9 protein-coding genes and 1 pseudogene are annotated in these 12,501 nt (G+C 68.7%); 7 read left to right on the forward strand and 3 right to left on the reverse strand.

Annotation, left to right across the window (positions count from 1 at the left end; translation table 11 throughout):
• The 5 genes and pseudogenes from KBI5_RS15875 to KBI5_RS15890 form a co-directional block, all read left to right on the forward strand.
• On the forward strand, positions 1-227 hold a 227-nt coding region (locus KBI5_RS15875; RefSeq protein ID WP_198537728.1), incomplete at its 5' end, for a transposase.
• 143 nt (positions 228-370) lie between these two features.
• Positions 371-1,845: pseudogene (locus KBI5_RS15880) on the forward strand (ISKra4 family transposase).
• Positions 1,846-1,876: 31 nt separating this feature from the next.
• Positions 1,877-1,999, forward strand: a complete 123-nt coding sequence (locus tag KBI5_RS28435; protein ID WP_255353910.1) for a hypothetical protein — start codon at positions 1,877-1,879, stop codon at positions 1,997-1,999.
• A gap of 614 nt (positions 2,000-2,613) precedes the next feature.
• A complete protein-coding gene (gene ltrA, locus KBI5_RS15885) occupies positions 2,614-3,990 on the forward strand; it encodes a group II intron reverse transcriptase/maturase (protein WP_085015680.1) in 1,377 nt (458 codons plus the stop codon).
• A 168-nt stretch (positions 3,991-4,158) separates the two neighbouring features.
• Positions 4,159-4,371, forward strand: a complete 213-nt coding sequence (locus KBI5_RS15890; RefSeq protein ID WP_011436614.1) for a hypothetical protein — start codon at positions 4,159-4,161, stop codon at positions 4,369-4,371.
• A gap of 187 nt (positions 4,372-4,558) precedes the next feature.
• Here the strand turns inward: KBI5_RS15890 and KBI5_RS15895 are convergent, their stop codons facing one another.
• A complete protein-coding gene (locus KBI5_RS15895; RefSeq protein ID WP_085015681.1) occupies positions 4,559-5,818 on the reverse strand; it encodes an epoxide hydrolase family protein in 1,260 nt (419 codons plus the stop codon).
• Between the two features lie 512 nt (positions 5,819-6,330).
• Positions 6,331-7,176 (reverse strand): isocitrate lyase/phosphoenolpyruvate mutase family protein, encoded by an 846-nt coding sequence (locus KBI5_RS15905; RefSeq protein ID WP_085015682.1) that lies wholly within the window; start codon positions 7,174-7,176, stop codon positions 6,331-6,333.
• A gap of 336 nt (positions 7,177-7,512) precedes the next feature.
• Here KBI5_RS15905 and KBI5_RS15910 point away from each other — a divergent pair, with 336 nt between their 5' ends.
• Positions 7,513-7,929: a hypothetical protein gene (locus tag KBI5_RS15910; RefSeq protein ID WP_035733326.1), complete on the forward strand. Its 417-nt coding sequence runs from the start codon at positions 7,513-7,515 to the stop codon at positions 7,927-7,929.
• 447 nt (positions 7,930-8,376) lie between these two features.
• Complete coding sequence (locus KBI5_RS15915) at positions 8,377-10,596, forward strand: NADP-dependent isocitrate dehydrogenase (protein ID WP_043591775.1); 2,220 nt, start codon at positions 8,377-8,379, stop codon at positions 10,594-10,596.
• 342 nt (positions 10,597-10,938) lie between these two features.
• On the opposite strand, the gene KBI5_RS15920 is transcribed toward KBI5_RS15915, so the two are convergent.
• On the reverse strand, positions 10,939-12,501 hold a 1,563-nt coding region (locus tag KBI5_RS15920; protein WP_085015683.1), incomplete at its 5' end, for a DUF2142 domain-containing protein.

Below are 12,501 nucleotides of genomic sequence, written 5' to 3' on the forward strand. Positions count from 1 at the left end.
GGAAGCTGCTCCAAGACGACGGTGGAAAGGTCTTCCTCATCGTCGACAACGTCAGTTACCACGATTCGAAGGCTGTCCGTCGGTTCGTCGCAGGAACRGACGGTAGGCTCCGGATTTTCTTTCTCYCGCCTTATGCCCCCGACACCAACCCGGACGAGTGGGTCTGGAACAACGTGAAGACCGCACAGATCGGCCGAAAAATGATGGGTGTAGATCCTTCAGAGTGAGATCGTTGGCTGGATGATCTCGGTTCCCTGGGTTTGGGTTGATCGTGAAAGGGCTCCTTGCCACTACGTTCGCGGGTGTCGAAGCCAGAACGTGACGTGAGCAAGGAGCCTGGGTGTCAGGGTATGAGGTTGGCTCGGAGAGGGTGTCGGCGGGTGCGTTCGCCGGGTCGGACGAGCTGTACGGGGCGTTGCGGGCGGGGCTTGCGGGGGCGGAGACCGCGGGCCTGACCCATGAGGGTCTTGAGGTGTGGTTGGAGGGCCGGGGCCGGGAGCTGCTGCGGTCGCTGTTCCAGGACCATCTTGATCTGCGGTCGGCGCGGGAGGTGCGGCTGGCCGAACCGCCGGCGGGGGTGGACGGGGTGGTCCGTACCCGGGTGGAGAAGGCGCATCGGCGGGCGCTGTCGACGGTGTTCGGCCGGGTGGCGGTGAGCAGGCTGGCCTATCGGGCGCCGGGGCGGCCAACCTGCACCCGGCGGACGGGGTGTTGAACCTGCCGGTGGGGCTGCACTCGCACGGGCTGCGCCGGCTGGTGGCGCTGGAGGCCGCGCGGGGGTCGTTCGACGCCGCGGTCGCCGCGGTCGCCCGGGCGACCGGGGTGAGGGTCGGTAAGCGCCAGCTTGTCGAGCTGGCCCGGTCGGTGGCGGTCGACGTGGCCGGTTTCTACACGGCCCCGGTGTGCGGGCCGGTGCCCGACGGGCTGCTGTTGGTGTTGCAGTTCGACGGGAAAGGTGTGGTGATGCGGCCGGAGGGGCTGCGCCCGGCCACCGCGAAGGCGGCCGCCGCGGGGCGGAAGCTGGCGACACGGCTGTCGCCCGGGGAGAAGAACGGGCGGAAACGGATGGCGGAGTTGGCCGCGGTCCACGACGTCGTCCCGGTCGTGCGTACCCCGGCTGACGTGCTGCCCCCGCCCGGGGTGACCGGGCCCGACGGGCCGAAGGCCACCGGAAAGTGGGTGACGGCCTCGGTCGTCGACGACATCGCCACGGTGGTGGCGGCCGGGTTCGACGAGGCCGAACGGCGCGACCCGACCCACGCCCGGACCTGGATCGTGCTCGTCGACGGCAACAACACCCAGCTCGACGCCGTCACCGCCGAGGCGGCCCACCGCGGCGTCGTCGTCCACATCGTCGTCGATCTCATCCACGTCCTGGAATACCTGTGGAAGGCCGCCTGGTCGTTTTTCACCACCGGGGACCCCGACGCCGAGGCCTGGGTCACCGACAAGGCCCGCAAGGTACTGGAAGGCCGGGCGGGCCAGGTCGCCACCGGCATCCGCCGCCGCGCCACCTACAACGGCTACAACCAGGCCGAACGCAAGGGCGCCGACACCTGCGCCGACTACCTCGACGCCAAGGCACCCTGGCTTGACTACGCCACCGCCCTGGTGGGCGGCTGGCCGATCGCGACCGGTGTCATCGAGGGAGCCTGCCGCCACCTCGTCAAGGACCGGATGGACATCACCGGTGCCCGATGGGGACTCGACGGCGCCGAATCCGTGCTCCTGCTCCGCGCCCTGGTCACCAACGGCGACTTCGACGACTACTGGAAGTACCACATCGCACAGGAACAGCACYGCAACCACCGCAACCAGTACGCCGACAACCGCATACCGCCCTGATCAACTCACTTCACAAGAACTGCACCCAAAAATGATTACATCGGTCTCGGATCTTTACTCCAACGCCCTCACCGCACTTCGCAGGCTCCAGGAGAACTCTGCGCTTGTCATCGGCTTCTTCGGTGACCCCCACCTCGCCTACATCGGCTGGTAGCCGGTCCAGCTACTTTCGTTCTCCTTAGTGTGCGCCCAGCGGGACGGGAGGTGAAGCCGTGAGGTAGCGGTGGATCCTGCTGTTCGTAAGCTCACCGTCGCTTGCCGGTGAAAGTCCGGTCCGGGTAGCTGCCAGGAGGCCCGGTAGCAGGCTGGCGGCTTCGTCTGGAAACGGGCGGGGTCGAAGCCCAGCGTCAAAGGCCCTGTGAGAGGGGGAGCGAGAGCGCGGTCCGTAGCATAAAGCGAAGCCTGCGGCGTCGTGAGGATCCTGCCCTCCGGGGTGGGAAAGGGAGTGCCGAGCCTCTCACTATCGGGGCGAAGGCCACGGAAGCGGCGAAGATCCTGGAATTGCAGCCGTGAGGAACTCCCCGGCGTATGGGGCGCGGAACGTGCTGACAGTGGCGGTGGGAACTGGGGAGGCCCTCCCCGGCCCGGCAGTCTACGGAAAGCTGCCGGAGAACCGTGCCCTATAACCGGAGATCCCGGGAAGTGGGTGGCGGGCCGGGTGGGCGTCGGAGGCGGCCATATTACCGTTCGAGCCGGCCGGACAACATAACCGGCGGTGAGGGAAGGGCCGCTGCTTCGTCGACGCGTGGAGTTGGAAGGAGGGGCTCGGTGAGTGCCATTGCTGCTATTCCCGCCGCTTCGGGATCCCGAGTGGATCCGGTCCGTGTCTTGCAGCACACGCTGTACCGGGCGGCCAAGGCCGATCCCGGGCGGAGGTTCCATGCGCTCTCGGACAAGGTCCACCGTGGGGACGTCCTGGAGCGTGCGTGGGCACTGGTGCGCGCCAACAGGGGCGCGCCGGGCATTGACCGGACCACCATTGCCCAGGTCGAGGAGTACGGGGTGTCCCGTCTTCTCGACGAGCTGGGCGGCGAATTGCGGGAAGGGGGGTACCGTCCTTTGCCTGTGCGCCGGGTAGAAATTCCCAAGCCGGGGGACAAGGGTGCGTCCCGGCCGCTGTCGATCCCTGCCGTCCGCGACCGTGTGGTGCAGACCGCCGTGAAGATCGTGCTCGAGCCGGTCTTCGAGGCGGACATGGCCGGGTGCTCGTTCGGGTTCCGCCCGCGGCGCTCGGCTCATGACGCACTGCAAGTGCTGGTGGATGCGTGCGGGGAGGGCCGTCGGTGGGTGGTGGAGACGGATATCGCTGATTGCTTTACGGCGATCCCGTTCGAAGGGTTGATGCAGACGATCGAGGAACGGGTCTGCGACCAGGCGATGCTCAGGTTGGTGCGTGCTGTCCTGCGTGCCGGCGTGATGCGCGACGGCGAGGTCCGGAGGCCGGTCAGCGGAATGTCCCAGGGCGGGCCGCTGTCCCCATTACTCTGTAACGTCTACCTGAACCGGCTTGACCGGGAATGGGACGACGGGGACGGGATGATGGTCCGGTTCGCGGACGATATCGTCGTGATGTRCTGGTCGGAGGATCAGGCGGTGCGGGCGATGGATTGTCTGGTCCGGTTGCTCGCTGATCTGGGGCTGGAGACCAAGGCAGCCAAGACCCGTATCGTTCACCTACAGGTGGGAGGGGATGGTCTTGAGTTCCTGGGCTTCCATCACCGCCTGGTGCTGTCGCGGGGTGACCGGGGCAGACGGAGGGTGGCGTTTCTTGCGCGCTGGCCCTCGGACAGGGCCATGAAGCATGCTCGGGATCGGATTCGGGAGATTACGGGACGGTCCAGGCTGCTGCTTAAGCCAGAGGCGGTCGTGCGGGAACTGAACCTGTTCCTGCGTGGCTGGGCCGGATATTTCCGCTACGGATATTCGGCACGGCGCCTTGCTATGATCAGGCGGTTCGCGCAGGTACGGCTGGCTCGGTTTGTTCGGGCCAGACACCGGCGCAGCATGGGCTTCGGCTGGCGGGTGCTGATACGCTCCCGGCCGGTGGACCTCGGCCTGGTCAGCCTGTCTGGGATTGTCGTCACTCCCAGGGCCGGAAAGCTCTGGCGGGAGAGACCGAATGCCGGCGGTGAACGGCGTCGGTAAGCCGTGTGTGGGAGAACCACATGCACGGATTGACGGGGGGCGGCTGGAGACGGAGCATGCTATGGACGGCCGGGATGAGAAACGGGCGGGAAACCGCGCGGACAAAGGTACCGGACCACGCGCCTAAAGCGAGATGCCACCGCGCCAGTCGCCTACCCTACACCGGCCGTGCAAAACCGATCGCATCACCCGACTTCCCTGGACACCGACGGTACGCACCAACCAGCGAACCGACCTTTCCTTATCCTGGGCGGCCCGGCCTACGACGCCCTGATCGCCTTCACCGCGGCCGAACATCAGGCGACTCTGATGAGTCTCGACCAGCGAGCCGCCGCCACCTACGAAGCCATCGGAATCACCGTGGGCCAGCTCGCCTCGTGATGACCGGCCGGCCCGGGTATCCGGCCGTGGTCGGGCAGAGCGGTGCGGATGAGGACCGGAAGATGTCTGGCGTGGGGCCCTACAGGTTCGCCGGCCGGCGCCGAAGGGTCGGTGGCCACGATCCCGGCATCGGCCGCGACCATCATGACCCACAACACCATGATCCAGCGACATCACGAATTAAAGATCAGTAGCGGCGGCCGCGGAAGGTACGCCGCAGGTCGTCGACCCATTGAGCGGGGATTTCCCAGGGAATGAAGTGGCCGCCGTGGTCGTGGGCGTTGAGGTTGACGTGGTTGTACCAGGCGGCGCGGTCGGAGTCGAGGAAGTTCTGAACCCGCTGGTCGGTACTGACGCCGGGTGGGTTTTCATAGCCGACGAAGGTGATGCCGGTGGGCGCCTCGATGGCTGGCTGCCGGTCGTGGGACGGGGTCCACGGGTAGCGGTTGTTGTTGGCGTAGGTGCGGATCGAGGTACCGATCGCGTTGGTCACCCAGAAGATCATGGCATGGGTGAGCAGGTCGTCTTTGGTGAAGACGGTCTCGATGTCGCCGCCGTTGTCGCTCCACTTCACCCAGCGTTCGAGTATCCAGGCGAGCATCCCGGCCGGGGAGTCGGACAGCCCGTAGGCGAGCGTGCTCGGGGCGAGCACGTGCGCGGCGAGGTGGACGGCGAAGCGCCTCTCCACGGCGACGATCTGGGCGTGGATGTCGTCAGGAAGGCCGTCGGGGATGGGCCGGCCGCCGCTGAGGTCCCAGGCCCGGTCGCCGTTGAACAGGGTGAGCTTCAGGCCGGAGCCAATGTGGATGGCGTACAGCTCGTCGGCGTACTTGTGCCCAAGCTGGCCGGTAACCAGGGCTCCGACGTCGCAGCCGGCGGCGGCGTACCTGTCGTAGCCGAGGGTCTGAGTCATGAGGGTGTGCCAGAGGTCGGCGACCTTCCAGAAGTTCAGGTCCGGGTTGTTCGGCAGCGGTACGGAGAACCCGAAGCCGGGAAACGAGGGGATGATCACATCGAATGCTTCGGTGGGATCGCCGCCGTACGCGCCGGGGTCGGCCAGCGGATCGATGACCCTGGACCAGTGCCAGAACGTCCAGGGCCAGCCATGGGTGAGGATCAGGGGGGTCGGATCGGGGCCGACTCCGGCCTTGCGCATGAAGTGCACCGGCACGCCTTCGACCTCGACCTGGTAGTGCTCGTAGGCGTTGATGGCGGCTTCGGACTTGCGCCAGTCGTAGCCGGTGCGCCAGTAGTCGACAAGTTCTTGCAGGTAGGCGCGGTTCACGCCGTAATACCAGTCCTCGTTGCCCGCATCGAGCGGCCAGCGAGTCAACTCCAGGCKCCGCTGGAGGTCGGCGAGCACGTCGTCGGGCACRTGAATCGGCGTCGGCTTCAGTGGGAACGGCCGGGTCTCGACGGCGTGCGACGGCGTGGTTTCGTGGCTCATCGTCGTCTCCTTGTTGTCGTCTCGTCATCATCGTCTTCGCATCATCGTCTTCCTACCGCCGGTCGACGTAACCGGTGAGCCGGTCGACGTATCGGGTGAGTCCGGCTCGGCCGGAACGACATCGCCGCGTGGGGATCGGGCGGGCGTGACCCGGGTAGGAGATGGCTATGTGGACATGGCTACGAGGGATGGCGGCGCGCCGCCGGGCCCATTCCCGTTCCGGGTCCGGGTCCGTGGACAGTTCGGCCTGGAACCCGTCCGGCTGGTGGTGGTGTCTCGACCACGGACGCGCGGAGAACCCGCCGGATGCGCCCGGTCATCGGCGCCTGGGTCCCTACGGCAGTGCCTCGGACGCCGAGAACTGGCGGCAGGGGTTGGACAGGCGCAACGAGGAATGGGACGAAGCGGACCGCCGATGGGCCGGGGACCGCTGACGGTGGTGCTGCCGGCACGGTCCGGTGGTCCTGTCGCCGGACCCGTACGGCCGTGAAGAGCGGCCGCCTCTGCCCGCGCTACCGCACCTCCGAGGACATCATCTGATTGGCCTGCGCATAGGGTGTCGCCTCGGCGGCGCATGAGAACGTACCTTCTTCGTGGATCTCCCGGGCCGCGCGCAGCACGGCCGCGAGAGCGATACGCGGCAGGAGGGAGCCGAAACTGATGCGGCGGACACCGAGCAGGCCCAGTTCGGTCACCGACGGGAACGGGGGCGGGCCCACCAGGACGTTCACCGGGCCCTGGACCCGCTTACAGACCTCGCGGATGGAGTCCGGGCCCAGCAGGCCCGGGGCGTAAAGCACATCGGCGCCGGCCGCCGCGTACGCCTGAAGGCGACGTATCGTATCTTCGAGATCGGGGTGGCCGTAGAGAAAGTTTTCGGCGCGTGCCGTGATGACGAAGGGGAAGGGCAGGCTTCGCGCGGCGGCGACCGCGTGGCCGACTCGTGCGACGGCGTCATCCAAGGCCAGGATCGGCGCCTGCGGTATTCCGGTGGCGTCCTCGATGGACCCCCCGACGGCTCCAGCCTCGGCGGCCAGCAGAACGGTCTTCTCGACGTCCCTGGGTGTCTGCGCGAAGCAGCTCTCGAGGTCGGCGGAGACCGGTAGCGGGGTTGCGGCGGCGATCRCACGGACGTTGGCAAAAGTCAGCGTGCGGTCGATCAGGTTCGCGCCGTCGGCCACACCGTGGCTGAAGGCCAGCCCGGCACTTGTGGTTCCGATGGCGACAAAGCCGGCCTGCGTCAGCAGGCGCGCGGTTCCGGCGTCCCAGGCATTTGCCATGACAAACGGACTGGCCTGCTCGTGTAGCTCACGGAATATCACCGCTTTGCGATGTTGCGCGGTCGTGTTGTCGTCCATCACATCAACTTTCCTGGGGGCAGTTGGGGCACCGGCGTGGATAGATGAGTTCTACGCGCTGGTCGACGGCCGGTGATGCGTCGCGGGTAGCGTCATCTTCGCAGGTGTCGCCTGCGGGTTTCGGCGCAACGCCGACATCAACGCGCCGCCCAGAATATTGCCGCAGGACGTGCGGTGAACGCGCGGGGAGGCATGGCATCGGCTGTGCCGACGAACCGCGAACCTCACTACCACGCCCCCTTTGGTGGGTGCGTAGGAGTCGGGATGCCCACCTTTCAGAGCGGGGAGGACGTCAGTCGCCAGCCCGGGACGCCCGCGGTGAGGGACGGTGGTTCTATGACCGACGACGACGATGACTGGGCCCCGCCGCCCGTGCCCCACGGCGACGGAGACCCGATAGCAGCCGCGGGCGAGGCGCTCAACGAAGCGGAGACCGCCCTGCGGACCTACGCCTGGATACCGGACGCGGACGAGGTCGATGCTGCCGCCGCCATCCTCCACCAGCTGGATTCCGGGCAGCATCGACCTGACGCCCCGGCCCGGTACCTCGTCCACCGGGCGCTGGACGAGACGTACCCGCAGCTGATCGCCTGGCGGCCCCGACCGCTGTACCTGTATGCGGCGGTGAAAACCGTGCAGCTTCTCGCCGCGGCACCGCCCACCCAGGAGCGTGACGATGCCACCCTCGTCGCCTGGGACCGCCTGACCGTCCTGCTCCGCGTCGTGTCCGCCACCGCGGGTGGCAGTAGCTGACATCTGCCCGGATCCGACATCTGCCCGGACCTGACACCTGCGCGACACCTGCCCGACACCTGCCCGCGCCGTCCCACCCGCACCCGGTGGCCGGCGACTGATCCGGAGGTGGCAGCCGCGATCGCCGAAGAAATAAGCTACATCGGCCCCCACCGCGGCGAGTCCGGAGGAGATGGTCGCGTTGCGTTTGGAGAGGTTGGCCCCGAAGTTGGCTCCTAGGTTGGCCCCGTGGACGGCGAGCCGGGCCGTCCGGAACCGGTCGGCGACCGCGTGCCCGGGTTGTCCGGAGCGTCACCGAGCCCCGCGCGCGAGGAGACCCGATATGGCGATCATGCTGGTCGGTGGGGTGCCGCTGCCGACAGCCCCGGCCCGGCGAGGACCCCGGTGGAGCGGGCGTTCAGGGCATACCTTGATACCCAGATGAAACAGACGCGAAGCGGAGTATCGGTGACTGACTCGACCATCATCTATACACACACTGACGAGGCTCCGGCCCTGGCGACGTACTCGTTCCTGCCCGTGGTCCAGGCGTACGCCGCGACGGCCGGGGTTAGTGTCGACAGCCGCGACATCTCCCTGGCGGGGCGGATCATCGCCAGTTTCCCCGAGGATCTCGAGGAGGCCCAGCGCATCGAGGACGCGCTCGCCGAGCTCGGTGAGCTGGCCAGGACGCCCGAGGCGAACATCATCAAGCTGCCGAACATCTCGGCTTCGATTCCGCAGCTGAAGGCGGCGATCGTCGAGCTGCAGAAGCGGGGCTATGCGCTGCCGGACTACCCGGACGACCCGAAGACCGACGAGGAGCGGGAGATCCGCGCCCGTTATGACAAGGTGAAGGGCAGCGCCGTCAACCCGGTGCTGCGCGAGGGCAACTCCGACCGCCGCGCCCCGGCCTCGGTGAAGAACTACGCCCGGACCCACCCGCACCGGATGGGCGCGTGGACACCCGACTCGAAGACGAACGTCGCCACGATGGGCGCCGACGACTTCCGCTCCACCGAGAAGTCCACGATCATCGCCGCGGCCGGCACGCTGCGCATCGAGCTTGCGGGTGACGACGGCAGCACCACCGTCCTGCTCCCGTCCCTGCCGGTGCTGGCGGGCGAGGTAGTGGACGCGGCCGTCCTGCGGGTGGCCGCGCTGCGCGAGTTCCTCACCGCGCAGATCGCCCGGGCCAAGGCCGAGGGCGTGCTGTTTTCGGTGCACCTGAAGGCCACGATGATGAAGGTCTCCGACCCGATCATCTTCGGCCACGTGGTACGGGCCTTCTTCCCGAAGACGTTCGCCACCCACGGCGCGACGCTCGCCGCGGCCGGCCTGTCCCCGAACGACGGGCTCGGCGGTATCCTCAAGGGCCTGGAATCGCTGCCCGAGGGCGCGCAGATCAAGGCCTCCTTCGCCGCGGAGCTCGCCGAGGGCCCCGCCCTGGCAATGGTCGACTCCGACCGCGGCATCACCAACCTGCACGTGCCCAGCGACGTCATCGTCGACGCCTCCATGCCGGCCATGATCCGTACCTCCGGCCACATGTGGGGCCCGGACGGCCGGGAGGCGGACACCCTGGCGGTCCTGCCCGACTCGAGCTACGCCGGCATCTACCAGGTCGCCATCGACGACTGCCGGGCGCACGGCGCCTACGACCCCGCGACGATGGGCTCGGTGGCCAACGTCGGCCTGATGGCGCAGAAGGCCGAGGAGTACGGCAGCCACGACAAGACCTTCGAGATCCCCACCACGGGCACGGTGCGGATCGTCGACCAGGCCGGCACCGTGGTGCTGGAGCAGGCGGTCGCCGCCGGCGACATCTTTCGCGCCTGCCAGACCAAGGACGCGCCGATCCGGGACTGGGTGAAGCTCGCCGTCGCGCGCGCCCGCGCCACCGGTGACCCGGCGGTGTTCTGGCTCGACGAGAACCGCGCCCACGACGCGAGGCTGATCGAGAAGGTCCGGGCGTATCTGCCCGGGCACGACACCTCCGGGCTGCGGATCGAGATCAAGGCTCCGGTCGACGCGATCGCGTTCTCACTGGAGCGGATCCGCCGCGGCGAGAACACGATCTCAGTCACCGGCAACGTGCTGCGTGACTATCTGACCGACCTGTTCCCGATCCTGGAGCTCGGCACGAGTGCCAAGATGCTCTCGATCGTCCCACTCATGAACGGTGGCGGCCTGTTCGAGACCGGCGCCGGCGGCTCCGCGCCCAAGCACGTCCAGCAGCTGCTCAGGGAGAACTACCTGCGCTGGGACAGCCTGGGCGAGTTCCTGGCGCTCGCGGCCAGCTTCGAGCAGTTCGCGCGGACGACGGGCAACGCGCGTGCCCAGGTGCTCGCCGACACCCTCGACCGCGCGACCGCCACCTTCCTCAACGAGGACAAGTCGCCCAGCCGCCGGCTGGGTGGCCTCGACAACCGCGGCAGCCATTTCTACCTGGCGCTCTACTGGGCGCAGGAGCTGGCCGCGCAGATCGGCGACCCCCGTCTCGCGGAGGCGTTCGCCGGTCTCGCCAAGACGCTCGCCGACCAGGAGAAGGCGATCGTCGACGAACTGATCGCGGTCCAGGGCTCGCCTGCCGACATCGGGGGGTACTACCAGCCCGACCCCGTCAAGGCCGCGGCCGTCATGCGTCCGTCGAAGATCTTCAACGAGGCCATCGCCAGCCTCGGCTGACGAGACCCGAGCGAGGGTCCCACGCCAAGGAGGGGGATCCCACGCGATAACGCGATGAGAGGAGGGCCCCGGCCTCCGGGTCCGGACCCGGACCCGGGGCCCTCCCGTCGTYGGCAGCGGCCATGCCGTGACTCCGTGTAGCGCAATGGCCTCCATCTGCCGCGGCGGAACTTCGCTCCAACGATGAACCGGCATATGGATTGTTATTCCGTCATCAACATGTCTGTTGAGGTTCATGGGCGGCGCCTAGCGTCAGCCGGGTAGTTGAGCGATTTTCCGGGCCAGTCAGTGATATTGAGCAGGGTTTCGGGCTGGTCGGTGATGACGACGCGCTGGAGTTGATCAGGTCCCGGTTGCCGGGCCTGTCGCCGGCGGAGCGGCGGGTCGCCGATGCGGTCCTGCCGGCGCCGCTGAAGGTCCTGGACATCTCGTGACCCGGACCGGCCGGGCCCTGATCTGACGCGTCCCCGCCGCCGGGCGATGCGGGCGAACGCCGCGGCCCGGCCGCCACAGCCCGGCCGCCGCGGCGGCGAGCAGGCAGCAGGCACCGGCTCCCGCCAGGGCCATCCAGGGGACCCAGCCACCCGGAGGATTCCACTGCGACGAGCCCAGGAACCAGGCCGGTCCATAGCTGCCCACGGCGCTGCGCTGCCAGTCCGTCCACAGGCCGACGGCATGCACCGCGACCACCGCCATGACGGCGACGGCGGGCCCCGCCCGGCGCAGGGTCGCGGGGATACGCGCGGCCCGCCGGGTCAGGATCTCCCCGGCCGCCAGGGGTACCAGCACCGCGATCGGCAGCAGGTACCGCCCGTAAACCGGGAAGCGCGTCTGCCGCAGGACCAGCACGTCGAGCACCACCGCGACCGCCACCACGCCGATCAGCACCGCGCCGAGGCGGATCCGCTGCCGCCAGGTTCCCACGACGAACGCCGCACCGAGCAGGACCAGCAGGCACGCGCCCCACGTCCAGTAGGCGAACGAGGGCATCCGCAGGCTCGCCCAGCCGAACACCCCGACCCACTGCCGTGCCCAGGCGGGCGCGTCGGACGACAGCTGCCGCAGCCCCTGCTCCGCGAGCTCACGGCGTATCCCCGGGTGTGGCTGCACGCGCCTCTCCCAGACCGCGGTCGCGACGACCCCGGCCACGGCGAGGGCGATCCACGGAACCGAGAGCCACCCGACCAGCCGGTGCCGCCGGGGCCCCTCCGTTGGCTGGGTCCCTTCTGTTGACCGGGGCCGCTCGACCGGCCGGGGCTGCTCGACGGCGGGTACCGCATCGACGGCCCGCGCCCGCGCGCGGGGGGCCGCGAGACCGGCGGCGATCATCGGGGTGAGCAGCACCCACAGGGGACCGGACGGCCGGGACAACGCCACCAGCGCGGCGACGAGGCCGAGGGCGGGCCAGATCCACCTCGGCGGCGCGCCCGGTCGACCGAGTCGCAGCGCCAGGGTGAACAACGYGGTCGCGCCCGCGATCTCCATCCCGTTCGTGCCGAGGACGGAACCCAGGAACAACGCCATCGGCGAGACCGCCAGCAGCACGCCGCCGACCGAGAGCAGTCCGGCGCGGGAATCCCAGGAGGCGAAGATAATGATCGTCAACAGCGTCACCACGATGGCAGCCGAGGTCGCCCGCCCGGCGTAGAGCGCGCCGTCCGCCGTGTGCGTGTGGATCATCACGGCACCCTCGACCGCGTAGAGATAGGGCTCATAGGTGCCCACGTAACTGAGGGCCCGCGTCGCCGGCGGCCGGGGGCGCGGACGGTCGAGGCACGCGACGGACACCCAGTCGCGGAAGAGGTCGCAGGGCAACCCCGCCGCGCCAGGGTTGAGCCCGGCGGGCAGGGCGAAGACGCGGCTGTTGCGATTGATCCAGTCGATCCGTTCGGCGCGGCCCGGTCC

This window comes from Frankia sp. KB5, assembly GCF_002099325.1.
Lineage (GTDB): Bacteria > Actinomycetota > Actinomycetes > Frankiales > Frankiaceae > Frankia > Frankia casuarinae.